This is a genomic window from Pseudomonas sp. NMS19W (assembly GCF_051554255.1).
Classification (GTDB): domain Bacteria; phylum Pseudomonadota; class Gammaproteobacteria; order Pseudomonadales; family Pseudomonadaceae; genus Aquipseudomonas; species Aquipseudomonas kribbensis.
Genome location: NZ_CP136718.1, coordinates 5,418,711 through 5,442,855, shown reverse-complemented (window position 1 = coordinate 5,442,855; position 24,145 = coordinate 5,418,711). Strand labels below are relative to the sequence as shown.

Below are 24,145 nucleotides of genomic sequence, written 5' to 3'. Positions count from 1 at the left end.
GTGCCGCGCGGCCCATAATCGCCAGCCTGTGCAGTGATGGCCGTGAGCCCGCAATGACAATGACTTCAGAACTTTCCGCAGCCCCCGTTTCATCAGCGGTCGAGCCGCGCAAGAGTCGCAAGAACAACCCGGAAAAAACCCGCGAGAACATCCTGCAGGAAGCGATCGTCGAGTTCGTCCAGCAGGGCCTGTCCGGCGCCCGCGTCGATGCGATCGCCGAGCGTATCCACACCTCCAAGCGCATGATTTATTACTACTTCGGCAGCAAGGAGCAGTTGTACGTCGAGGTGTTGGAGAAGCTCTACGGCGATATCCGCAGCACCGAAAACCGTCTGCACCTGGCGGAGCTGCCACCGGTAGAGGCGATCCGCCGTCTGGTGGAGTTCACCTTTGATCACCATGACCGCAACGTCGATTTCGTGCGCATCGTCTGCATCGAAAACATCCACAACGCCGAGTACGTGAAGCGTTCCGATGCGATCAAGGCGATGAACAATACGATTCTTGATTCGCTAGGCGAGATCCTGGCGCGTGGTGCTGCTGAAGGTGTGTTCCGCGCCGGACTCGACGCGCTGGACGTGCATCTGCTGATCAGTTCGTTCTGCTTCTATCGCGTGTCGAACCGCCACACCTTTGGTGAGATCTTTCAGATCGACCTGCCGGACGAAACCATCAAGCAGCGTCATCGCGAGATGATTTGCGAGTCGGTGCTGCGTTACCTGCAGGCCTGACCGGTATCGAGGGGGCGTCGCCCCCTCACGGTTTTATCCTTTCATGCTTTGAAAATGCGCCAGCATTCGCTGCGCATCCGGCGCCACGCCGCTGAACAGTTCAAATGCCTTCACTGCCTGAAACACCGCCATGTTGCCGCCATCCAGGGTTCGGCAACCCAGGGCGCGGGCGTTGCGCAGCAGTTCGGTTTCCAGCGGGAAATACACGATCTCCGCCACCCACAACTCCGGCCGTAGCAATGCTGCCGGCACGGGCATGCCCGGCAGTTTGGCCATGCCCATCGGCGTGGTGTTTACCAGACCATCGGCTTGACTCAACGCGCTCGACAAATCGTGCCCGGCCACGGCCCGACCAGCGCCGAAATGCTGGTTAAGGTTGTTGGCCAGGCTTTCGGCCCGCTCAATGTCCACATCAAAAATGCTCAGTTGCTGTACGCCTTCGCTCAACAAGGCGTGGGCCACGGCCGCGCCTGCACCACCGGCACCCATCTGGACTACACGGTCGCGGGCAACGTCTGGCAGGCCGCGACGAAAACCTTCGGCGAAACCCAGGCAATCGGTGTTATGGCCGACGCGTTTGCCGTCCTTCAGCACGACAGTGTTTACGGCGCCGATGCCCCGGGCTTCCGCAGACAATTCATCGAGCAGCGGAATGATGGCCTGCTTGCACGGGAAAGTGATGTTCAGTCCGGTGTAGTTCATTCGCTCGGCGGCCAGCAGCAGGTCGGGCAGGGCGTTGCTGTCCAGTTGCAGTTGATCGAGATCGATCAATCGATACAGGTAACGCAGGCCCTGTTCATCACCTTCATGTTCATGCAGCGCCGGGGTGCGGGAGGCCTGGATGCCGGCGCCGATCAGCCCGGCGAGTATCACGTTGTTGCGGTTCATGCGGTTCACCCCTTCAACCGCTGGCTGAAATGTTCCAGGGCCAGGCGATAACCGTGGCTGCCGAAGCCACACATCACGGCGGTGGCGATGGCCGAGACGAATGAGTGATGACGGAACGGCTCGCGGGCGTGGACGTTGGACAGGTGGACTTCAATCACGGGCAGTTCACTGGCGACCAGGGCATCGCGGATCGCTACCGAGGTGTGGGTCCAGGCGGCCGGGTTGATGACGATGCCGGCGCAGCGCTGGCGGGCGCCGTGAATCCAGTCGAGCAATTCGCCTTCGTGGTTGGTCTGGCGAAACTCTACGGCCAGGCCGAACTCTTCGGCGGCGCGCCCGCACAGGGCAGAGATGTCGGCCAGGGTTTCGTGACCGTAGGTCGCCGGTTCACGGGTGCCGAGCAGGTTCAGGTTCGGGCCGTTGAGCACCAGAACGATCGGGGGCATGGGGGAAAACTCCACTTATTGTTTTTGGCTTGGGCCGAGGGTTTCGACCTGTGGAGTTAAATTGTACTAGCTGGTTACTTTAATCAATTGATCAACGATCGCTGCGCCGTTTTGTGTTCGGTAATCGGACATTAATGCGGCAATTGCCCGACCAGGAAATCGATGAAGGCCCTGACGCGCAGTGGCATATGGCGATTCTGCGGGTACAGCAGCGTGAACGGTCGCGAGCGCCCGCTGTAGGGTTTGAGCACTTCCACCAGCGAGCCGTCGGCCAATTCTTTTTCGACGATGAAGCGGTAAGTCTGGAACAACCCGGCGCCGTGTCTGGCCAGGGTCACGCCACCGAGGACGTCATCGGAACAGCAGAAATTACCCTCGGCGAGGACTTCCCGTGGCGTGTCCTCGTCGTAAAACAGCCAGGTGATTCGCCGCCCGCTGCTGGGCAATTCGTACTGGATGCACTCGTGCTGTTCGAGGTCTTCGAGCGTTTGTGGCGTGCCGGCGCGCTTCAGGTAATCGGGGCTGGCGACCATCACCAGCGCCGCATCTTCCAGGTGTCGGGCGATCAGGCCCGAATCGGGAATCGCCCGCACGCGGATCGCCATGTCATACCCCTCGCCGACGAAGTCGATGTTGCGATTGCTGATGTGCATCTCGACCTTCACTTGCGGAAAGCGCGAACGAAAGGCCGGCAGCAGCGGCAGGATCCGGTGGTGGGCGTAGGTTGTAGGAATACTGATGCGCAGAGTGCCGGACGGTTCCTGCTGCCGGCCCATGACTTCCCGTTGCGCCTCCACCAGTTGCGCCAGTGCCTGACGGCATTCTTCGTAATAGCGTCGGCCGCTGTCGGTCAGTTTCACACTGCGGGTGGTGCGCGCGAACAACCGCACACCCAGGCGTTCCTCCATGCGTGACACCGAGCGACTCACCGCCGCCGGCGTCACCGAAGCCGCCTGCGCCGCAGAGGTGAAACTGCCGCACTCGGCCGCCAGACAAAACAACTCGATGCTACCCAGCTGAAGATCGTCGAAGTGCCGCTGCATGATTGATTACACCGGGGAATGAGTCTTCGTATGTAGCAAATGCGCGGCCGCTGCGAAAGAACTGCTTACCATTTTGCGCGGGGCTTTTGCGGCTGCCGCACTAGGCTCGGAAGGTAACGACCACAGAAGGCGTCGGCGCCGATGGTCGGATTTGCCAGGGAATGGCAAATGTTGAAACTTTTAAACCTAACGGATGGGTTAGCATGAAGGTATGCAGTTACAAAGGACTGTCAGTGGTAATCATGTTGCGTGACGAACATTGTCCGCCTCATGCGCACGTAGATTCGGGTGCATGGAGTGCGCGCTTCAAATTCAGTTTCTGGCACAACGGCGTGGAGTTGTGGGATGTGGTGCCGCTGTCGCGACGGCCACCGATTGCAGTGCTTGAGGGGCTGCGTCAGTCGCTGCGTGAAACGGATCATCTGCGGCGGGCCCGCCGAATCTGGTGGTCTCGTTTGCAGACGGCGTGTCTCGATAACCAATGGTGGGACGGGGACTCGAACGAAGTGGCCGTCATGCGCGAGGTGACTGGGGCGACCTTCAGAATCGGTTCGGCGTATTACGAACCTGATGAAAATAAAACCCTGCTGGCCCTCGTCGGGGCCCAGGAAGGTGTGGAGATTGAATTATGAAAACAGTGAAGGCCGGTCTGCATGCAGATCGACCGGTTACGGAAAAGCGTCTCGACGAAGCTGTCGACCGCGGGGGGCTGCGTCGTCGCAACAGCCTGCAGGCGGTATCGGTGACGTTTCAGAAACCGTGCCTGGTGATTCACTTCGAGGACGACAGCGGCGTGCTGCTGCCAGTAAATCTATACCGCGAATTCGATGATTTCGAACCGGAAGACTTCACCGGATTGACCGTCGGATTTGCCGGCACCGCGCTGTGCCACGACGGCAAGGATCTGCAGGTTTCCATCGCCGGCATGATCTCGGCCAGTCAGCCATTGATGGCCATGGCTGCCTCGGTGATCGCTTCACGCAATGGCCGCCAGAGCAGCACCGCGAAAGCTGAAGCTGCACGGGCCAACGGCAGGAAGGGGGGCGCCCGCGCAAAGTCGATCCCGTGCCATGAACAGGCACAAAAAAGCCGTCGGTCAGGACGGCTTTCTTGTTTCTGGCACCTGCTATCAACGCCGGGTCAACAGCACGCCGGATTCCATGTGGTGAGTCCACGGGAACTGGTCAAACAACGCGCAGCGGGTGATGCGGTGCGTGTCGTGCAGTTGGGCGATGTTGGCCGCCAGGGTCTCCGGGTTGCAGGAGATGTACAGGATGTTGTCGAAGCGACGGGTCAGTTCGCAGGTGTCCGGGTCCATGCCGGCCCGTGGCGGGTCGACGAACACGCTGCCGAACTCGTAGCTCTTCAGGTCGATGCCGTGCAGGCGACGGAACGGGCGAACTTCGTTCAGGGCTTCGGTCAGCTCTTCGGCGGACAGGCGCACCAGGGTGACGTTATCCACAGCGTTTTCGGCCAGGTTGCTCAACGCAGCGTTGACCGAGGTCTTGCTGATTTCGGTGGCCAGCACTTTGCGCACCCGGGTCGCCAACGGCAGGGTGAAGTTGCCGTTGCCGCAGTACAGCTCCAGCAGATCGTCGCTGCGATCACCCAGTGCTTCGTATGCCCAGTTGAGCATCTTCTGGTTCACGGTGCCGTTGGGCTGGGTGAACGCGCCTTCCGGCTGGCGATAGCTGAAGGTGCGACCGCCGACTTCCAGTTTCTCGACCACGTAATCGAGGCCGAGCACTTCGCGCTTGCCCTTGGAGCGACCGATGATGCTGACGCCCAGGTCCGCCGACAGCTTGGTGGCCGCCGCGTGCCAGTGCTCGTCCAGCGGACGGTGATAGCACAGGGTGATCATCGCGTCGCCGGCCAGGGTGGTCAGAAACTCCACCTGAAACAACTTGTGGCTCAGCGCCGCGCTGGCCTGCCAGGCCGCCTTCAATTGCGGCATCAACTGGTTGATGCGCAGGCTGGCGATCGGAAACTCTTCGATCAGGATCGGCGTGCGTTTGTCGTCCTGGGAAAACATCGCGTAATGCCGCTCACCACCCTCGCGCCACAGGCGGAATTCGGCGCGCAGGCGGAAGTTCTGCAAAGGCGAGTCGAACACCGTTGGTTCCGGCGCATCGAACGGGGCCAGCAGGTCACGCAGGCGCGTGACCTTGTCTTCGAGTTGTGCGGCGTAGGCCTGGGAATCAAAAGTCATGCGTTGAACCAACCCAGCTTGATCACGAACAGAATCGACAGGATCACCAGCGCCGGGTTCAGCTCACGGGCGCGGCCGGACAGCAGTTTGATCGCGGTCCAGGCGATGAAGCCGAAGGCGATGCCGTTGGCGATGGAATAGGTGAAAGGCATCGCCAGGGCGGTGACCACGACCGGCGCGGCGACGGTGATGTCGTCCCATTCTATTTCCGCCAGGCCCGAAGTCATCAGCACGGCGACAAACAGCAGCGCCGGTGCGGTGGCGAACGCCGGCACGCTGGCAGCCAGTGGCGAGAAGAACAGCGCCAGCAGGAACAGGATCGCGACGACGATGGCGGTCAGGCCGGTGCGGCCGCCGGCGCTCACGCCTGCAGCAGATTCGATGTAGCTGGTGGTGGTCGAAGTGCCCAGCAGCGAGCCGGCCATTGCCGCGGTGCTGTCAGCGATCAGCGCACGGCCCATTTTCGGCATGTGGCCGTCCTTGCCCATCAGGCCGGCGCGCTTGGCGACGCCGATCAAGGTGCCGGAGTTGTCGAACAGATCGACGAACAGGAAGGCGAAGATCACGCTGACCAGACCGATGTCCAGTGCGCCCTTGATGTCCAGTTGCAGGAAAGTCGGGGCCAGCGAAGGTGGCATCGACGTCACGCCGCCAAACGGGGTGAAGCCCATCACGATCGAGACGATGGTCACCGCGAGAATGCCGATCAGCACCGCGCCGCGCACTTTCAGGGCTTCAAGGGCAACGATCAGGGCGAAACCGAGGGTGGCGAGGATCGGTGCCGGTTGCTTCAGGTCACCGAGGCCGACCATAGTCGCCGGGTTGCTGACCACGATACCGGCGTTGTGCAGGGCGATCAGCGCCAGGAACAGGCCGATACCGGCGGCAATCGCCGAACGCAGCGGCAGCGGAATGCTGTTGATGATCCATTCACGGATGCGGAAGATCGACAGCAGGAAGAAGCACACGGCCGAGATGAACACCGCGCCCAGCGCCACTTGCCAGGTGTGGCCCATATGCAGCACGACGGTGTAGGTGAAGAAGGCGTTCAGGCCCATGCCTGGTGCGAGGGCGATCGGGTAGTTGGCGATCAGGCCCATGACCGTGGAGCCGATGGCGGCTGCCAGACACGTGGCGACGAACACCGCGCCCTTGTCCATGCCGGTCTCGCCGAGGATGCTCGGGTTGACGAACAGAATGTAGGCCATGGCCAGGAAGGTCGTGACGCCCGCCAGAATCTCGGTCCGCACGTTGGTGTTGTGTGCCTTGAGTTGAAACAGCCTTTCCAGCATGTCTGCTCCCCGTGGCGCGCGTGGCGCCGTGAATGTATCGACCTCAACAGCAAAGCACAGACCGTCGCAAGCGCCTGGAAAATTGTGGTGGGCCGGAAAAAGCCGCGCATCATACCAGCAGCGTGAGGAATATGGCGGATGTTGGGCTCGATCGTCGGCGAAGTTTTGTGTCGCCGCCAAACCGGCCATACTGCGCGCTGATTTTTCGGGAATGGATCGCATGAACAAGCATTGGATGAAGGCTGGCGGATTGATCGCACTGTCGCTGGCCGGGGCTCCCGCAGCGCTCGCGGCGTCGGCGGCGCCACTGAGCGAAGTGAAAGTCATCAAGGTGCAGTCGCCGTCTTGCGGGCTCGAAGACATTACCGATGGTCAGGTACAGACCCGTTGCGATCACGGCGGTCCGGGCATCAAGGTCTATGTGCTGGAAATCGGCTACGGCCAGAGCCAGCCCCAGGCCGCACTGGACGGCTTTGAAGTAAACGGCACGCGAAGCCCTGTATGCGCCTTTGATAACGGCAATCTGACCGAGTGCACACCCGGCAGCAAAACCGTCGGCTCTCTCTATACCTTCGATCTGGCCGGTCGGCAGGAGGGCACGTTCACGTTCAGCAATACCTCGATCAACGCCCCGCGCAACACGATGTCGACTCAGCTTTACATCAAGTAACGGCTGCCGCGAACAGGGCAGGGTAAAGCTGACTACGCTTTAAAGATCACCCAGCGGATGGCGCCCATGACCTTTAGAGCCCTGATTACCCTCGCCGAGGGCATCGATGATCTGCAAAGCGTGACCTTGATCGACGTGCTGCGCCGGGCCGGTATCGAAGTGATGGCGGCCAGCATCGAGGGACGGCGTATGCTGACCTGCGCCCGAGGCACACGACTGACCGCCGACGGCATGCTCATTGATGTGCTGGCCCAGACCTTTGACCTGATCGTCCTGCCCGGTGGCGCTGTTGGCGCACAACACCTGGCGGCGCATCAGCCGTTGCAGCAATTGCTAAAGGACCAGGCCAGCGCCGGACGCCTGTTCGCCGCCATCGGCGAAGCCCCGGCCGTCGCCCTGCAAAGCTTCGGTGTATTACGTCAACGCCGCATGACCTGCTTGCCCACCACCAGCCATAACCTTTCCGGATGCACGTTTGTTGATCAACCGGTGGTGGTCGACGGCAATTGCATTACCGCCCAGGGTTCCGGCGCCGCGCTGGCATTTGCCCTGACACTGGTCGAGCAACTGGCGGGCAAGGCCGCCAGATCGAAGGTAGCGGGAGAGTTGCTGGCCTGAGAAGGTCAGGCGTGAGCAGCGATTGGTTGAATGGCTGGCTGCTCACGGTGCTCGGCTTGCCAAAGGTCGTAATCGGTTTGAACGCCTAGCCACATGCGAGCCTTGCCAATCCCCGCGCGTTCCAGTCGTACAGCCAGATCCGGGCTGATCGGCGCATGTCCGTGCAATACACGAGAAAGGTGAGGGCGGGCGAATCCAAGATGCCGAGCCAATTCGGTAACGCTGATGCCAAGTTCCGGCAATACATCCATCAGCAGTGTTTCACCGGGGTGTGGCGGGTTGTGAGTGGGCATAGGATTTGATCATGGGGCGAGTGTAAGGCGATACATTACACTCAATGCGGTATCTATGTACCGCATCTTTTCGAGCTATTTGTGCTGGGGGGGCTCCGCTGGTGAAACCCGTGTAGCTAAGCCTTCACCTCTTCCACCGGCACATGCATCCGGTCGCGATTAGCTAGGGTCGGGAACAGTTTGATCCACGTCCCGGTCACCACCAGCGTCCCGATGCCGCCCATCACCACCGCTGGCACGGTGCCGAACCAGTGAGCGGTGAGGCCGGATTCGAACTCGCCCAACTGGTTCGAGGCGCCGATGAACAGGCCGTTCACCGCGCTGACCCGGCCGCGCATTTCGTCCGGGGTTTCCAGTTGTACGAAGGAGGCGCGGATCACCATGCTGATCATGTCCGCCGCGCCGAGCACCACCAGCACCGCCAGCGAGAACCAGAACGAGGTCGACAGACCGAAGGCGATGGTGGCTACGCCGAATACGCCGACGGCAGTGAACATCACCCGACCGACTTTGCGTTCGACGGCGAAGCGCGCCAGGAACAGCGACATCATCAACGCCCCCACCGCCGGCGCCGAGCGCAGCAACCCGAGGCCCCATGGTCCGGTCAACAGGATGTCCTTGGCGAACACCGGCAGCAATGCCGTGGCGCCGCCGAGCAGCACGGCGAACAGATCCAGCGAGATCGCCCCGAGAATGTCCGGGCGGCTGCGGATAAAGCGAATCCCCGCCAGCAATGAGTCCAAGGTCGCCTTGCCCTTGTTCAACGGGGTCTGGCGCGCGGGCAGGTTGAGCATCAGGGTGCAGGCGATGACGTACAGAACGACGGTCGGGCCATACACCCACACGCTGCCGAAGGCATAAAGCAGACCGCCAAGCGCCGGGGCGACGATGGTGGCCGATTGCTGCGCCGACTGCGCGGCGGCGACTGCCCGGGGGAACAGCGCACTGGGCACGATGCTCGGCAACAGCGCCTGGGTGGTCGGCATTTCGAAGGAGCGCGCAGCACCCAGAAGGAACGCCAGGATAAAGATCATTTCCCGGGTGACATGGTCGGTGGCGCTGCCGATGGCCAGTGCCAGAGCGATCAACGCCTGCAACGACTGACAGATGGCTGCGACCTTGCGCCGGTCGTATCGATCGGCAACGTGGCCGGTGTGCAGCATGAACAGCACCCGTGGGGCGAATTCCACCAAACCGACCAGGCCAAGATCGAGCACATTGCCGGTCAGTTGATAGAGATTCCAGCCGATGGCCACGGTGAGCATCTGGAAGCCGCTGGCGGTGAAGATCCGGGCAAACCAGAACGCGAGGAAAGGACGATGGTGGCGTAACAGCAAGGGCTCTTGGCTGGGCATCTGCGGGCCGGTCTTGATCGAGGGGAATCGCGAGATTATCACCAGTCTGTAACAGGAAGTTGCCATGATGAAAAATTTAGTTAGCCAGACATCGATTTTCCGCGTCCGTACAGCGATCACGGCCAGGGATGTATTTCAGAGCGTTGCCAGATCTGTGAGGCAACTTGTCACGCGGCAAAAGACCACGCGGTTCCCCGTCGGAAATGGGACTACTCTTTCTACGTTGATTGATCCAGATCAAGACCCTTCGCGGAACCGATCCCGGACCCGTCGGCAGACTCCCTGCGTCGCGATGCCTGTAAAAAGAAGAACGAATCCGAGTTCGCCGCACTCCATACCCGTGGGGGCAGTGGTTCAAGGCCGCCAGCCTTGGAACCGTTATCTGATAGAGGAAAGCTTATGTTCGGTTTAGAGGCACTAGATCTCGCCCGAATCCAGTTCGCGTTCACCATCTCGTTCCACATCCTGTTCCCGGCAATCACCATCGGTCTTGCGAGCTATCTCGCGGTGCTGGAAGGCCTGTGGCTGAAAACCGGCAATGACACCTACCGCGATCTCTACCATTTCTGGTCGAAGATCTTTGCCGTCAACTTCGGCATGGGAGTGGTCTCTGGGCTGGTCATGGCCTACCAGTTCGGCACCAACTGGAGTCGCTTCTCGGACTTCGCCGGTTCCGTCACCGGACCTTTGCTGACCTACGAGGTGCTCACGGCGTTCTTCCTCGAAGCCGGCTTCCTCGGAGTGATGCTGTTCGGCTGGAACAAGGTCGGACGCAAGCTGCACTTCTTCGCCACGGTGATGGTGGCCATCGGCACGCTGATTTCGACCTTCTGGATTCTCGCGTCCAACAGCTGGATGCAGACGCCGCAGGGCTTCGAGATCGTCAACGGTCAGGTAATCCCGACCGACTGGCTGGCAATCGTGTTCAACCCTTCGTTCCCCTATCGCCTGATGCACATGGCGACTGCGGCGTTCGTCGCAACGGCGTTCTTCGTCGGTTCGTCGGCGGCCTGGCATCTGCTGCGCGGCAAGGACAACCCGGCGATCCGCACCATGCTGTCGATGGCGATGTGGATGGCGCTGATCGTTGCGCCGATCCAGGCGGTCATCGGTGACTTCCACGGCCTCAACACCCTCAAGCATCAACCGGCGAAAATCGCCGCGATCGAAGGCCACTGGGAAAACGTCGGCAACGAAGCGACGCCGCTGATCCTGTTCGGCTGGCCGGACATGAAAGAAGAGAAAACCAAATATGCCGTCGAGATCCCGTACCTCGGCAGCCTGATCCTGACCCACTCGCTGGACAAGCAAGTCCCGGCGCTCAAGGAGTTTCCACCGGAAGACCGGCCGAATTCGACCATCGTGTTCTGGTCGTTCCGGATCATGGTCGGCCTCGGCTTCCTGATGATCTTCACCGGCCTCTGGAGCTTGTGGCTGCGCAAGCGCGACACGCTCTACACGTCGCGGCCGTTCCTGTACCTGGCGTTGTGGATGGGGCCGTCCGGCCTGATCGCGATTCTGGCGGGCTGGTTCACCACTGAAATCGGTCGTCAGCCGTGGGTGGTCTACGGCTTGATGCGCACGGCGGATGCATCCTCCAATCACAGCTTCATGCAGATGAGCATCACGCTGATCATGTTCGTGGTGGTGTATTTCGCGCTGTTCGGGGCGGGTCTGGGCTACATGATGCGCCTTGTGCGCAAAGGGCCGAAGACCGACGAAGGCAAGGAAACCAACGACGGTGGTCCTGGCCAGAAACGCACACCGGCCCGTCCGTTGTCCGCTGCCGACGACGATGGCGCCGAACACGACCGCAGCCTGACCAAGGAGATTTGAATCATGGGTATTGATCTTCCGCTGATCTGGGCCGTGATCATCATCTTCGGCATCATGATGTACGTGGTCATGGACGGTTTCGACCTGGGGATCGGGATTCTCTTCCCGTTCATCCCCGGCAAGACCGACCGCGACGTGATGATGAACACTGTCGCCCCGGTATGGGACGGCAATGAAACCTGGCTGGTGCTGGGCGGTGCGGCGTTGTTTGGCGCCTTCCCGCTGGCCTATTCGGTGGTGCTGTCGGCGCTGTACCTGCCGCTGATTTTCATGCTGATCGGGCTGATTTTCCGTGGCGTGGCGTTCGAGTTCCGCTTCAAGGCCAAGGACGCCAAGCGTCACCTTTGGGACAAGGCCTTCATCGGTGGTTCGGTGGCGGCGACGTTCTTCCAGGGCGTGGCATTGGGTGCGTTCATCGACGGCTTGCCTGTGGTCAACCGGCAATACGCCGGCGGTTCACTGGACTGGCTGACGCCGTTCACGCTGTTCTGCGGCGCTGCGTTGGTGGTGGCGTATGCCTTGCTCGGTTGCACCTGGCTGATCATGAAGACCGAAGGCAAGCTGCAGGAGCAGATGCATGACCTGGCGCGTCCGCTGGCCTTCGTGCTGCTGGCAGTGATCGGCATCGTCAGCCTGTGGACGCCGCTGGCCCATCCGGAGATCGCAACGCGCTGGTTCAGCATGCCGAACCTGTTCTGGTTCATGCCGGTGCCGATCCTGGTGCTGGTGACTATGTACGGTCTGATCCGCGCGGTAGCACGCAATGCCAACTACATGCCGTTCCTGCTGACCCTGGTGCTGATCTTCCTCGGCTACAGCGGTCTGGGCATCAGCCTGTGGCCGAACATCGTGCCGCCGTCGATCTCGATCTGGGACGCCGCTGCACCGCCGCAAAGCCAGGGCTTCATGCTGGTCGGCACGCTGTTCATCATTCCGTTCATCCTGGGTTACACCTTCTGGAGCTACTACGTGTTCCGCGGCAAGGTCACCCATGAAGATGGATATCACTAGGGCTGATCACGATGGCGCCGACAGCGGCGCCATTTCCCTTAACCGGAGGATGAGAGCATGAGCGGCAAACATTCCCTGCACGACATTGAAGAAGCCGAAAAAAAGCCGCTGTGGCAGCGGCTCGGCTGGTTGGCCATGATCTGGGTCGGCAGCGTCGGTGCCTTGTTCATCGTCGCCAGCCTGATGCGCATGTTCATGAACGCCGCAGGCCTGACCACGCACTGAAATTCCCATCCCGTCGCCTTGCGGCACGGATTTTTAACCCTCCGGCCGGAGGGTTTTTTTGCCCGGATTATTTGCGCGCCTTGAGAATCACGAACTTCGGCGTGGCCGCGACTTGCTCGACACCTCGGAACAACCGCGCCAGTTTGCTGTGGTAACCCAGGTGACGGTTGCCGACGATGTACAGCGCACCGCCAACTACCAGCGCTTCACGGGCCTGCTGGAACATGCGCCAGGCGAGGAAGTCGCCGACCACCTGTTGCTGGTGGAATGGCGGGTTGCACAGCACCACGTCCAGCGATTGCGCTTCCTGCCCGGCCAGACCGTCGCCGGCGCGCACGATCACTTCACGTTCACCCAGCGCCGCGCGCCAGTTTTCGGCGGCGGATTGCACGGCCATGAACGATTCGTCCACCAGCGTGTAATGCGCGTCGGGGTTTTGCAAGGCGCTGGCAATGGCCAGCACGCCGTTACCGCAGCCAAGATCCGCGACTCGCGCTGAGCCGAGGTTTTTCGGCAGGTGTGGAAGGAAGGCGCGGGTGCCGATGTCCAGCCCTTCGCGACAGAACACGTTGGCGTGGTTGAGCAGTTCGATAGCCGGCTCGTCGAGGCGATAGCGAGTCGGATAAGGCGAAGCGACCGGAGCCTTTGCCTCAGGCGTTGCGATCAGCAAGCGTGCCTTCTTCACCGCCAGCGAAGCCTGGACCGGGCCGATGTAGCGCTCCAGCAGATCACCGGCGGCACGGGGCAAGTGCTTGACCATCGCTGCCGCCACAACTTGCGCGCCGGGCGCCAATTGACCTTGCAGGCGGATCAGTTGCTCTTCCAGCAGCGCGAGGGTTTTCGGTACACGGATCAGCACCCGATCGAATGGCCCGATCAACGGCTCACTGGCGGGAATGCCGTGCAGAGCATCGAACGCCTGCCCATTGCGCAGCAGGTTCTTTTCCAGGCCCTGAAATGCCAGGAACGAATCACCGCTGGTGCTGACCTGCACTTTGCCCGAGAGGCTGATGGCCAGCGCGCCGAAACTGTCGTTGAGCACCAGAACTCGTGCCTCGACCGGCAGATTCTGTTCGGCCAGATGATTGAGCAGGTATTCGTCAGCCGCATCGAAGGCTTGCAGCGGTTCGTTCTGCTGTTCGGGCTGGCGGATCAGATCAAGCTGGGCGAAAGGCGTATCGAGCAAAGGCATGGGGCGGGGACTCTGGGTAATCGACGGGTGTCCCGCGGCCCAGGGTATCGTGCGGCGGAACCGTCCGAGTGGACAGCGGCGCGAAGATACGCGTCATCACTCAGGAAGGTCGCAAATGGTACTTTTTTTCGGCTGCTTTACCTGCTTGTTTTCGGGGTTGCCGACTAGATGATCCCTGCCTTGGCGGCGGCGATGACAGCAGAGATCTTGTTGCAGACATTCATTTTCACAATCACGTTTTGCACGTGATAGTTCACGGTGCGCTCACTCAGGCTGAGGATTCTCGCGGTTTCATAGGCGGTCTTGCCGGAAGCGCAGAGCTTGAGCACTTCCACCTCCCTTGTAGACAGACGAGGCGGCTTGGCTTTCTCAGGTCGTGAAGGAAGCGTACGGGCGAACAATTCGCTCAGATGACTGGTGACGTAGAACATATAGCCAAAATGTTCGTACAACTCGATCGACGTGATCGGACAGTGAGGCCGGGCCAGGCTGAGAATGCAGCACAGAGCGCTTTCTTCGTGATGAAAGGATTGCGACCAGCCGTGTTCCAGCCCCTGTTCTTTTAACGACTCCCACAACGATGGTGTTTTTGAGAATAGTTCTTTGCTCCATGTAATGGGCAGCATTGAGCGATTGCAATGTGCAACTACCGGATCAACTTCCCAGTGATTTTCCTCTTCATATTGTTTATTCCAGATGAGAGGGTAGTTATTGATACGCAAGGGCTTTGGCAGTGTGTTTCGATCAGGCGAGCTGACTGAAACTCCACAAAACTGGAAGCCTATGTTTTTGGCAAATGTCAGCAGAATCGGGTAAGCAGTGTCGACTCTCGTCGCGAAAGTCAGCTGCTTTATCTGCGACTCCTTCCAAATTTCCATTTGAAGATTCTCCGAGATTTTCCGCAGGGGTGCGATCTTGGATCCAAGAGTCGTGCACGAAATCGAGTGTAGGACGTTTCCTATACAGGTGTTTGGAATTTTTTGCTCTTACAGTGGGTTCAAATTAGTCGTTTGTGATTAGCCGCATATATTTATTAAATGCAGCTCATCATTTAAAGATCTGGATTGTGTCAGTGTGCCAGTACTTGTTTGCGTTAGTTTCTCATTGGGAACTTAAATGAGCGTTTAATCACTACAGTTTGTAGGTTTTTTATCAAACACCATTGCGTGACACTATGGCCATTGCCCAAGGAGTTGCCGATGACCGCCAGCGCAGAAAAATTCAGCCGTCAGACCTTGCTTGATGTACAGCCGCTGACTCCGAGCCTGTTCACTTTGCGTACGACCCGAGACGCAGGTTTCCGTTTTCGCGCCGGGCAGTTTGCGAGGTTGGGAGTGACCAAGGATGACGGCACTACCGCATGGCGGGCCTATTCCATGGTGTCTTCGCCGTTCGATGAGTTCCTCGAGTTCTTTTCCATCGTGGTGCCCGGCGGGGAGTTCACCAGTGAGCTGAGCCGGCTCAAGGCGGGCGATACATTGCTGGTGGACCGCCAGGCCTTCGGCTATCTGACGCTGGACCGGTTCGTTGATGGCCGGGATCTCTGGCTGTTATCCACAGGCACCGGGGTGGCGCCGTTTCTGTCGATCCTGCAGGACTTTGAAGTGTGGGAGAAATTCGAACGGATCATCCTCGTCTATAGCGTGCGGGAGGCGCGGGAACTGGCCTATCAGCAGCTGATCGCCGAACTTATGCAGCGTGACTACCTGGCCGAGTACGTTCACAAGTTCCAGTTCATCCCCGTGGTGACGCGCGAGCCGCATGCCGGTGCCCTGAACGGGCGCATCACCACCCTTATTGAAAACGGCGAGCTGGAGCAGGCGGTAGGTGTCGCGCTGGATCCGGCCCATTCGCGGGTCATGCTCTGCGGCAATCCACAGATGATCGATGACACCCGGGCGCTGCTCAAGGAGCGGGGCATGAGCCTCAGCCTGACGCGGCGGCCAGGGCAGGTGGCGGTGGAAAACTACTGGTAAGGAAACGGCGCCCTCAGGCGCCGTTTCAGTCTTCAAGGCCGGTTGTTCTGGGCCTTGAGCAGATCGCGGATCTCACCCAGCAGTTCTTCTTCCTTGGTTGGCACCGGCGGCAAGGTCGGAGCTACTGCCTCTTCGCGTTTCAGGCGGTTGATGGCTTTGACACCCATGAAAATCGCGAAGGCGACGATGATGAAGTCCAGAATGCTCTGGATGAACTTGCCGTAAGCCATCACGACCGCAGGGGCGTTGCCCTCGGCGGCTTTCAGGGTTATCGCCAGGTCACTGAAGTCCACCCCGCCGATCAGCAGGCCGATTGGCGGCATGATCACATCACCGACAAACGACGAAACGATCTTGCCGAAGGCCGCACCGATGATGATACCGACGGCCATGTCGACCACATTGCCTTTGACCGCGAAGGCCTTGAACTCGCTGAGCACGCCCATAGTTATTTCCTTGTTACAGATGAGTTTGGTGTACGCAGTGTAAATCAGCAAAACGCGTCCTGCGCGAAACACCTTCTTACAATGCTCGCTTTTATCGACACATCAATTCGCGATTAGTTTGCAAAGTGCCACTAATCGCGCGCGATTTACTCCGTAAAGTACTGATTGAGAAGCCATTTTTCTCAATCGCGGGAGTGTGGATTTTCTATTTATGTTCGCCGTCGTGACTCTCTAGCCTCTGGTTGGCGCACCTGGATGCGCCTCAAACAACAGAGGAACCTGAAATGAATTCCATGCTTGCCTCCGGGGATTTCCCCTCCGCCGTACCGTCGGCGTATTGGCCGCCAGTCTGCTGTCCTTTTCCGTAAGCGCCGCACCCCTGACCCGGGACAACGGTGCAGCGGTAGGCGACAACCAGAACTCGCAAACCGCCGGTGCCAACGGCCCGGTGCTGTTGCAGGACGTGCAACTGATCCAGAAGCTGCAGCGCTTCGACCGCGAGCGTATTCCCGAGCGCGTGGTGCATGCCCGGGGCACCGGTGCTCATGGCACGTTCACGGCGACCAACGACTTGAGCGACCTGAGCAAGGCCAAGGTGTTTACCGCCGGCCAGGTCACACCGGTGTTCGTGCGTTTTTCGGCGGTGGTGCACGGCAACCACTCTCCGGAAACCTTGCGTGACCCACGGGGTTTCGCGACCAAGTTCTACACCGCTGACGGTAACTGGGATCTGGTCGGTAACAACTTCCCGACATTCTTCATCCGCGACGCGATCAAGTTTCCGGACATGGTGCATGCCTTCAAACCAGACCCGCGCACCAATCTGGATGACGATTCCCGTCGCTTCGACTTCTTCTCCCATGTACCTGAAGCCACTCGTACATTGACCGAGTTGTATTCCAACTCAGGGACACCGGCCAGTTATCGTGAAATGGACGGCAACAGCGTGCATGCCTACAAGTTGATCAACGACAAAGGGGAGGTGCATTACGTTAAGTTCCACTGGAAAAGTTTGCAGGGGATCAAGAATCTCGATCCTGAACAAGTCGTAAAAGTTCAGGGGCGCGACTACAGTCATATGACAAATGACCTGGTGGCGAATATCGAAAAGGGTAACTTTCCGAAGTGGGACTTATACATTCAGGTTCTGAAACCGCAAGACTTGTCCAAGTTTGATTTCGATCCACTTGATGCAACCAAGATTTGGCCCGGTATTCCAGAGCGAAAAGTTGGACAAATGGTCTTGAACCGTAATCCATCGAACGTCTTCCAGGAAACTGAACAAGTGGCCATGGCACCTTCGAATGTTGTGCCGGGGATTGAGCCTTCGGAAGACCGTCTGCTGCAAGGCCGGATATTTGCCTATGCCGACACCCAGATGTATCGCCTTGGTGCCAATGCCCTGCAATTGCCGATCAATGCCGCCAAAACCGCCGTCAATAATGGCAATCAGGACGGCGCGATGAATGCCGGTGCGAGCACGTCGGGCGTCAACTATCAGCCAAGCCGTCTGCAACCGCGTGAAGAGACGCCTGGTGCGCGATACAGCCAGGCCGCGCTGCAGGGCAGCACGCAACAGGCGAAGATCCAGCGTGAGCAGAACTTCAAGCAGGCTGGTGATCTGTATCGCTCGTTCAGCAAGAAGGAGCGCCAGGATCTGATCGAGAGCTTCGGTGGGTCGCTGGCGAGCACCGATGACGAGAGCAAGCACATCATGCTGTCCTTCCTCTACAAGGCCGATCCGGAGTACGGCGCCGGTGTGACCAAAGTGGCCAAAGGTGACCTGGATCGGGTCAAGGCCCTGGCGGCCAAACTGGCCGACTGATTCCGGCCCTATCAAACCCCGGCAATCGCCGGGGATTGATCGACAACAGCGCCGCGCGTCTGGCCAGCGGGGAAATGCGCACCGACGCGCCGCGCTGATCGGCAACGGCTGCGTTATCATCGTGGTTTTTGCCGGGGGTTCAGATGGCCAAGGCCAAGCGCATGTACGGCTGCACCGAGTGCGGCGCAACCTTTCCCAAGTGGGCCGGGCAGTGCGGCGAATGCGGCGCCTGGAACACCCTGACCGAAACCATGGTCGAGAGCGGCGGTGCCGCCGCCCCGAGCGGACGCACCGGTTGGGCCGGGCAGCAAGCCCAGATCAAGACCCTGGCCGAAGTCAGCATTGAAGAGATTCCGCGTTTTTCCACTGCCTCCGGCGAACTGGACCGAGTACTTGGCGGCGGTCTGGTGGACGGTTCGGTGGTGCTGATCGGCGGCGATCCCGGTATCGGCAAGTCAACGATTCTGCTGCAGACCCTGTGCAACCTCGCCAAGAGCATGCCGGCGCTGTACGTCACTGGTGAGGAATCCCAGCAGCAAGTCGCCATGCGCGCACGTCGACTTGGGCTGCCGCAGGATCAACTGCGGGTCATGACCGAAACCTGCATCGAAACCATCATCGCCACCGCCCGCCAGGAAAAACCCAAGGTGATGGTGATCGACTCGATCCAGACGATCTTCACCGAACAACTGCAATCGGCACCGGGCGGCGTGTCCCAGGTGCGCGAAAGTGCGGCGTTGCTGGTGCGTTATGCCAAGCAAAGCGGCACGGCGATTTTCCTGGTCGGCCACGTGACCAAGGAAGGCGCACTGGCCGGCCCGCGCGTTCTGGAACACATGGTCGATACCGTGCTGTATTTCGAGGGTGAGTCCGATGGGCGGTTGCGTCTGCTGCGGGCGGTGAAAAACCGTTTCGGCGCGGTCAACGAACTCGGCGTGTTCGGCATGACCGACAAGGGCCTGAAAGAAGTCTCCAACCCTTCAGCGATTTTTCTCACCCGCGCTCAGGAAGAAGTCCCGGGCAGTGTGGTGATGGCAACGTGGGAAGGAACCCGGCCGATGCTGGTGGAAGTCCAGGCGCTGGTGGATGACAGCCATCTGGCCAACCCGCGTCGGGTGACGCTGGGTCTGGATCAGAATCGTCTGGCGATGCTGTTGGCGGTGTTGCACCGGCATGGCGGCATTCCGACCCACGATCAGGACGTGTTCCTCAACGTGGTCGGCGGGGTGAAGGTGCTGGAAACCGCGTCCGACCTGGCGCTGATGGCTGCGGTCATGTCGAGCCTGCGCAATCGGCCGTTGCCTCATGACTTGCTGGTGTTCGGTGAAGTCGGTTTGTCTGGTGAGGTACGCCCGGTGCCGAGCGGTCAGGAGCGTTTGAAAGAAGCCGCCAAGCACGGCTTCAAGCGCGCGATCGTGCCTAAAGGCAACGCGCCGAAGGAAGCGCCGGCAGGGTTGCAGATCATTGCGGTGACGCGTCTGGAGCAGGCGCTGGATTCACTCTTCGAGTGATCAAAGCTCCATTAACGCGCCAAGCTCCCGTTCGAGCTCGGCCTCATCCCCGAGGTTGAGCTCGATCAGACGTCGCAGGCGCTGGATCGATTCCAGGCTGATGTGCCGGCACTGGAAGCCCAATTGCCCGTGATCGTCGTGTGCCAGTTGCACGTCCATCTGGATGTCGGTGTCGTCGCTCAGGTGAATGTCGACGTTGAAGTCCTGCGTTTCATCCCCCAGCCACGGCTCCGGCCGTTCGATCAACAACCCCTTGAGCGACAGGTCAATCAGCTTCACCGGCCAGATGTATTCACCCTGGCTCAATTCGGTTCTGGCATCGAACGCGATACGTTTGAAGCGGCGACGCTCGGACGGGTGCTCGCTCATGGCGCGATCCTCTTGACGGTACGCTGACTATAGACCCGCCACGTCAAACGCTGCCAGTCGGGCAGGGCGTCAGACCAATGTCGGGTATGGTCTTTGCCGCCAGTAGCGCTAAACTCGGGGTGGCTGTCTTTCTTGTCCACCCTGGCTGGAATAATAAAATGAAAAATAATAATAGCCCGCTGCGCCACTTACCCTGGCTAGTGCTGGCAATCGTAGGAGCGTGCGCCCTGGGCGTAGTGGCATTGCGCCGAGGCGAGGCGATCAACGCCTTGTGGATCGTGGTCGCCGCCGTGGCCATTTATCTGGTTGCGTACCGTTACTACAGCCTGTTCATCGCAAACAACGTGATGCAACTCGATCCACGCCGGGCCACCCCCGCCGTGCTCAACAACGACGGTCTGGACTACGTTCCGACCAACAAACACATTCTCTTCGGACACCACTTCGCGGCCATCGCCGGTGCGGGACCACTGGTCGGCCCGGTACTGGCGGCGCAGATGGGCTACCTGCCCGGCACGCTGTGGCTGATCGCCGGCGTGGTGCTGGCGGGCGCGGTGCAGGACTTCATGGTCCTGTTCATGTCCACCCGTCGCAACGGTCGTTCTTTGGGCGACATGGTGCGTGAAGAAATGGGCCGCATCCCCGGCACCATCGCGCTGTTCGGCTGCTTCCTGATCATGATCATCATCCTCGCGGTGCTGGCGCTGATCGTCGTAAAAGCCCTGGCCGAGAGCCCGTGGGGCATCTTCACCGTGATGGCGACCATCCCGATCGCGATGTTCATGGGCATCTACATGCGCTACATCCGTCCGGGTCGCATCGGCGAAATCTCGGTGATCGGCGTGATTCTGCTGCTCGGCTCGATCTGGCTGGGCGGGCAGATTGCCGCTGACCCGGTGTGGGCCAAGGCCTTCAGCTTCACCGGCGTGCAAATCACCTGGATGCTGATCGGTTACGGCTTTGTCGCGGCCGTACTGCCGGTCTGGCTGATCCTCGCGCCACGTGACTATCTGTCCACGTTCCTGAAGATCGGTACCATCATCGCCCTGGCGATCGGCATCCTGGTTACCATGCCCGAGCTGAAAATGCCGGCGCTGACCCAGTTCGTCGACGGCACCGGCCCGGTATGGAAGGGCGGTCTGTTCCCGTTCCTGTTCATCACCATCGCTTGCGGTGCGGTATCGGGCTTCCACGCACTGATCTCGTCCGGCACCACGCCGAAACTGCTGGATAACGAAACCAACGCCCGCTACATCGGTTACGGCGGCATGCTGATGGAATCGTTCGTGGCGATCATGGCCATGGTTGCCGCTTCGGTGATCGAGCCTGGCGTTTATTTCGCCATGAACAGCCCGGCTGCCGTGGTCGGTGGCGATGTGGTGGCCGTTGCAACTGCAGTCAGCAATTGGGGTTTTGCAATTACCCCGGATGCGCTGCAAGCCGTGGCCCACGACATTGGCGAAACCACCATCCTGGCCCGTGCCGGTGGTGCTCCGACCCTGGCGGTCGGTATCGCGCAGATCCTGCACAGTGTCCTGCCGGGTGAAAACACCATGGCGTTCTGGTACCACTTCGCGATCCTGTTCGAAGCGCTGTTCATCCTGACCGCTGTGGACGCCGGCACCCGTGCCGGGCGCTTCATGCTGCAGGATCTGCTCGGCTCCTTCGTGCCGGCGCTGAAGCGTACCGAATCCTGGACCGCCAACCTGATCGCCACCGCCGGTTGCGTGGCGATGTGGGGCTGGTTGCTGTATCAGGGTGTGATCGATCCGCTGGGCGGCATCAACACCTTGTGGCCGCTGTTCGGTATTTCCAACCAGATGCTGGCCGGTATCGCGCTGATGCTCGGCACCGTGGTCCTGATCAAGATGAAGCGCCAGCGCTACATCTGGGTCACCCTGCTGCCGGCTGCCTGGCTGCTGATTTGCACCACGACCGCAGGTTTCATCAAGCTGTTCGACGCCAACCCGGCCGTCGGCTTCCTGTCGCTGGCCAAGAAATACAGCGATGCACTGGCCGCAGGCCAGGTGATCGCACCGGCCAAGAGCGTCGAGCAGATGCAGCACGTGATCTTCAACGCTTACACCAACGCAACGCTGACCGCGCTGTTCCTGTTCGTGGTATTCAGCATCCTGTTCTATGCGCTCAAGGTCGGCATCGCCGCCTGGGGCAAAAAAGAGCGTACGGATAAAGAATCGCCATTCCAGGCCCTGCCGGACGCGTAACCAGAGGATTGCACCATGTTCAATGACCTGAGTCGCCTCGGTAAATACCTCGGTCAGGCCGCGCGCCTGATGGTCGGCATGCCCGACTACGACACGTACGTCGAGCATATGCAAACCAAACACCCGGACAAACCGGTGATGAGCTACGAGATGTTCTTTCGCGAACGTCAGGAAGCCCGTTACGGTGGCAAGGGTGGGCCGAAGTGCTGTTGAGCCGCTGATCGCGGTTCACCGGAAGTGAGGTGGGAGCAGGTCTTTCGGCCTGCTCCCATTTTTATTTGTGCAATTGAAGGAGATCCAGTTTGTCTTCTCCCATCCCGGTCACGGTGCTCAGCGGTTTCCTCGGCGCCGGCAAGACCACCTTGCTTCGTCATCTGTTGAAAGCCGAGCACGGTCTGAAAATCGCCGTGATCGAAAACGAATTCAGCGACGCCGGCATCGACACCCAACTGCTGGGCGACGAGCCGGTGCAAGTCATGACCCTGGCCAACGGCTGCGTCTGCTGCACCATCCACACCGACCTGACCAAAGCCCTGTACCTGCTGCTCGAACGGCTGGACAGCGGTGAAATCGCCTTCGATCGGCTGGTCATCGAGTGCACTGGTCTGGCCGACCCGGCCCCAGTGGCGCAGACCTTTTTCATCGACGAAGAACTGCGCGAGCGTTACCTGCTCGACGGCATCATTACCCTCGTCGACGCGGCCCACGCCGAGCTGCACCTGACCCAGACCATCGCCCAGGCACAGATCGGTTTTGCCGACCGCTTGCTGGTGAGCAAGACCGATCTGGTGGACGAGGCCGCATTCACTGCGCTCAGCGAACGTCTGACCCGCATCAACCGCCGTGCGCCGATCCGTGTGGTCGAACACGGCAACATCGATCTGGCCGAATTGCTCGATGTGCGCGGTTTCAACCTGAATGCCGATCTCGGTGGCGGGGTGAGTCTGCGGCCGGTCAGCAAGGCGCCGTCCATCGACCGGATTTCCAGCCTGGTGCTGCGTACTGATCAGCCGCTGGATATCGATCAGCTCAGCGAATTCATGAATGAACTGCTGGAAGAGCACGGCAAGCAACTGCTGCGCTACAAAGGCGTGTTGAACATTGCGGGTGAGGATCGGCGGCTGGTGTTTCAGGGCGTGCTGAAACTCTACGGCTTCGACTGGGACACCGAGTGGGCCGAAGGCGAGGCGCGGGAAAGCGTGATCGTGTTTATCGCCGACGATTTGCCGGAAGAGAAGATCCGGGCAGGGTTTGCCAAAGTGGCGGCGAACTGAGTCCGCCGCTGTCTCAGTGCGTGGAGCCGCTGAGAATCGTCTGCTCCAGATGATCCAGATGACGGTTCATCAGCGACACGGCCTCGGCGGTGTCATCACGCTCGATCGCCTCGACGATCCGGGCGTGATCCTGCCAGCCGCAACAGCTGTGCGTGGTTTCAGTGCATCGCGCAATCGCCAGTGAGGTCAGCGGCACCAGCGTGCCGAGAAAATGCGCCAACGGTGCATTGCCCGCCATTTTCGCCAACTGCAAATGAAACTCCCCGGACAGACGAATTGCCGCACCGCGTCGGTCTTTATCCACAGCCTGGCGCTCACGCTCGATCAGGGCGCGCAGGCGTTTCAGATCTTCAGCCTGCGCATGCTGACAAGCCAGCCGCACCAGCGTGTTCTCGGCCAGACGCCGGGCGTGCAAGGCCTGGCGGGTCTGTTCGACGTCCGGCGCAGCAACCCGCGGCCGATGGTTGGCCCGCAGCACGATGATCTGTTCGTGGGACAGTTGGGTCAGCACCCGACGCACGTCGGCGCGGCTGACACCGAACATCTGCTTCAGGCTCTCCTCGGTAAAACGGCTGGCGGCATCGAGGCGTTGTTCGAGGATCGCGTCGAACAGTCGCGGATACAGATCCTCCACCGGCGCGTGCAGGCGGGAGAAGGGCAGGGCCGCCGAGGTCTGGCGAGGTTGCGACGGCGTGGCAAGACTGTTCATG

General features: G+C 60.2%; 25 protein-coding genes. 13 read left to right on the top strand and 12 right to left on the bottom strand.

Annotated features, from left to right (window positions below; translation table 11 throughout):
- Positions 1-53: 53 nt before the first annotated feature.
- Positions 54-731 (top strand): TetR family transcriptional regulator, encoded by a 678-nt coding sequence (locus R1A29_RS24945; protein WP_085732890.1) that lies wholly within the window; start codon positions 54-56, stop codon positions 729-731.
- 33 nt (positions 732-764) lie between these two features.
- Here the strand turns inward: R1A29_RS24945 and R1A29_RS24940 are convergent, their stop codons facing one another.
- From R1A29_RS24940 to R1A29_RS24930, 3 genes are all read right to left on the bottom strand, one after another.
- Positions 765-1,619, bottom strand: coding sequence for a shikimate dehydrogenase (locus R1A29_RS24940; protein WP_438299849.1), 855 nt, complete (start codon positions 1,617-1,619; stop codon positions 765-767).
- Positions 1,620-1,624: 5 nt separating this feature from the next.
- On the bottom strand, positions 1,625-2,065 hold the full coding sequence (gene aroQ / locus R1A29_RS24935) for a type II 3-dehydroquinate dehydratase (RefSeq protein WP_011336043.1): 441 nt from the start codon (positions 2,063-2,065) through the stop codon (positions 1,625-1,627).
- A 131-nt stretch (positions 2,066-2,196) separates the two neighbouring features.
- Positions 2,197-3,108 carry a LysR substrate-binding domain-containing protein gene (locus R1A29_RS24930; RefSeq protein WP_438299848.1) on the bottom strand — a complete coding sequence of 304 codons (912 nt, stop codon included), beginning with the start codon at positions 3,106-3,108 and terminating at the stop codon, positions 2,197-2,199.
- A gap of 203 nt (positions 3,109-3,311) precedes the next feature.
- Between R1A29_RS24930 and R1A29_RS24925 the strand changes: the two genes are divergently transcribed.
- On the top strand, positions 3,312-3,740 hold the full coding sequence (locus R1A29_RS24925; RefSeq protein ID WP_438299847.1) for a DUF4160 domain-containing protein: 429 nt from the start codon (positions 3,312-3,314) through the stop codon (positions 3,738-3,740).
- Positions 3,741-4,237: 497 nt separating this feature from the next.
- On the opposite strand, the gene trmA is transcribed toward R1A29_RS24925, so the two are convergent.
- Together trmA and R1A29_RS24915 are read right to left on the bottom strand one after the other, a co-directional pair.
- Complete coding sequence (gene trmA, locus R1A29_RS24920; RefSeq protein ID WP_085712227.1) at positions 4,238-5,317, bottom strand: tRNA (uridine(54)-C5)-methyltransferase TrmA; 1,080 nt, start codon at positions 5,315-5,317, stop codon at positions 4,238-4,240.
- Positions 5,314-6,609, bottom strand: coding sequence for an NCS2 family permease (locus tag R1A29_RS24915; RefSeq protein WP_085712226.1), 1,296 nt, complete (start codon positions 6,607-6,609; stop codon positions 5,314-5,316). The genes trmA and R1A29_RS24915 overlap by 4 nt, the downstream gene beginning before the upstream one ends.
- A gap of 220 nt (positions 6,610-6,829) precedes the next feature.
- On the opposite strand from R1A29_RS24915, the gene R1A29_RS24910 reads away from it, so the two are divergent.
- Complete coding sequence (locus R1A29_RS24910) at positions 6,830-7,279, top strand: DUF4879 domain-containing protein (RefSeq protein ID WP_438299846.1); 450 nt, start codon at positions 6,830-6,832, stop codon at positions 7,277-7,279.
- A 66-nt stretch (positions 7,280-7,345) separates the two neighbouring features.
- Positions 7,346-7,897, top strand: coding sequence for a DJ-1 family glyoxalase III (locus R1A29_RS24905; RefSeq protein ID WP_438299845.1), 552 nt, complete (start codon positions 7,346-7,348; stop codon positions 7,895-7,897).
- 5 nt (positions 7,898-7,902) lie between these two features.
- On the opposite strand, the gene R1A29_RS24900 is transcribed toward R1A29_RS24905, so the two are convergent.
- Positions 7,903-8,190 (bottom strand): HigA family addiction module antitoxin, encoded by a 288-nt coding sequence (locus R1A29_RS24900; RefSeq protein WP_438299844.1) that lies wholly within the window; start codon positions 8,188-8,190, stop codon positions 7,903-7,905.
- 116 nt (positions 8,191-8,306) lie between these two features.
- Positions 8,307-9,545: an MFS transporter gene (locus R1A29_RS24895; RefSeq protein WP_438299843.1), complete on the bottom strand. Its 1,239-nt coding sequence runs from the start codon at positions 9,543-9,545 to the stop codon at positions 8,307-8,309.
- 399 nt (positions 9,546-9,944) lie between these two features.
- Between R1A29_RS24895 and R1A29_RS24890 the strand changes: the two genes are divergently transcribed.
- The 3 genes from R1A29_RS24890 to R1A29_RS24880 are packed head-to-tail and all read left to right on the top strand — an operon-like array spanning position 9,945 to position 12,617.
- On the top strand, positions 9,945-11,381 hold the full coding sequence (locus R1A29_RS24890) for a cytochrome ubiquinol oxidase subunit I (protein WP_085712222.1): 1,437 nt from the start codon (positions 9,945-9,947) through the stop codon (positions 11,379-11,381).
- A 3-nt stretch (positions 11,382-11,384) separates the two neighbouring features.
- Positions 11,385-12,392 (top strand): cytochrome d ubiquinol oxidase subunit II, encoded by a 1,008-nt coding sequence (cydB, locus tag R1A29_RS24885; protein WP_085712221.1) that lies wholly within the window; start codon positions 11,385-11,387, stop codon positions 12,390-12,392.
- A 57-nt stretch (positions 12,393-12,449) separates the two neighbouring features.
- On the top strand, positions 12,450-12,617 hold the full coding sequence (locus R1A29_RS24880; protein ID WP_134828172.1) for a DUF2474 domain-containing protein: 168 nt from the start codon (positions 12,450-12,452) through the stop codon (positions 12,615-12,617).
- Between the two features lie 67 nt (positions 12,618-12,684).
- Here R1A29_RS24880 and R1A29_RS24875 read toward each other — a convergent pair whose 3' ends face one another.
- Positions 12,685-13,809: a methyltransferase gene (locus R1A29_RS24875; RefSeq protein ID WP_438299842.1), complete on the bottom strand. Its 1,125-nt coding sequence runs from the start codon at positions 13,807-13,809 to the stop codon at positions 12,685-12,687.
- 164 nt (positions 13,810-13,973) lie between these two features.
- On the bottom strand, positions 13,974-14,687 hold the full coding sequence (locus R1A29_RS24870; RefSeq protein ID WP_438299841.1) for an autoinducer binding domain-containing protein: 714 nt from the start codon (positions 14,685-14,687) through the stop codon (positions 13,974-13,976).
- Positions 14,688-15,008: 321 nt separating this feature from the next.
- Between R1A29_RS24870 and R1A29_RS24865 the strand changes: the two genes are divergently transcribed.
- Positions 15,009-15,785, top strand: coding sequence for a ferredoxin--NADP reductase (locus R1A29_RS24865; RefSeq protein WP_438299840.1), 777 nt, complete (start codon positions 15,009-15,011; stop codon positions 15,783-15,785).
- Positions 15,786-15,817: 32 nt separating this feature from the next.
- On the opposite strand, the gene mscL is transcribed toward R1A29_RS24865, so the two are convergent.
- Positions 15,818-16,231, bottom strand: coding sequence for a large-conductance mechanosensitive channel protein MscL (mscL, locus tag R1A29_RS24860; protein WP_438299839.1), 414 nt, complete (start codon positions 16,229-16,231; stop codon positions 15,818-15,820).
- 337 nt (positions 16,232-16,568) lie between these two features.
- Here mscL and katB point away from each other — a divergent pair, with 337 nt between their 5' ends.
- Both katB and radA read left to right on the top strand, forming a co-directional pair.
- Positions 16,569-18,056, top strand: a complete 1,488-nt coding sequence (katB, locus tag R1A29_RS24855) for a catalase KatB (protein WP_438299837.1) — start codon at positions 16,569-16,571, stop codon at positions 18,054-18,056.
- Between the two features lie 143 nt (positions 18,057-18,199).
- Positions 18,200-19,567, top strand: coding sequence for a DNA repair protein RadA (gene radA, locus R1A29_RS24850; protein ID WP_114885656.1), 1,368 nt, complete (start codon positions 18,200-18,202; stop codon positions 19,565-19,567).
- Here the strand turns inward: radA and R1A29_RS24845 are convergent, their stop codons facing one another.
- Positions 19,568-19,936 (bottom strand): PilZ domain-containing protein, encoded by a 369-nt coding sequence (locus R1A29_RS24845; protein WP_085712214.1) that lies wholly within the window; start codon positions 19,934-19,936, stop codon positions 19,568-19,570.
- A gap of 158 nt (positions 19,937-20,094) precedes the next feature.
- On the opposite strand from R1A29_RS24845, the gene R1A29_RS24840 reads away from it, so the two are divergent.
- The 3 genes from R1A29_RS24840 (at position 20,095) to yjiA (ending at position 23,435) form a co-directional block, all read left to right on the top strand.
- Positions 20,095-22,161, top strand: a complete 2,067-nt coding sequence (locus R1A29_RS24840) for a carbon starvation CstA family protein (RefSeq protein ID WP_119430129.1) — start codon at positions 20,095-20,097, stop codon at positions 22,159-22,161.
- Between the two features lie 15 nt (positions 22,162-22,176).
- Positions 22,177-22,374 carry a YbdD/YjiX family protein gene (locus tag R1A29_RS24835; protein WP_003228401.1) on the top strand — a complete coding sequence of 66 codons (198 nt, stop codon included), beginning with the start codon at positions 22,177-22,179 and terminating at the stop codon, positions 22,372-22,374.
- 89 nt (positions 22,375-22,463) lie between these two features.
- Positions 22,464-23,435 (top strand): GTPase, encoded by a 972-nt coding sequence (gene yjiA / locus R1A29_RS24830; protein WP_045121631.1) that lies wholly within the window; start codon positions 22,464-22,466, stop codon positions 23,433-23,435.
- A gap of 13 nt (positions 23,436-23,448) precedes the next feature.
- On the opposite strand, the gene R1A29_RS24825 is transcribed toward yjiA, so the two are convergent.
- A complete protein-coding gene (locus R1A29_RS24825; RefSeq protein ID WP_438299836.1) occupies positions 23,449-24,144 on the bottom strand; it encodes a GntR family transcriptional regulator in 696 nt (231 codons plus the stop codon).
- Between the last annotated feature and the right edge of the window lies 1 nt (position 24,145).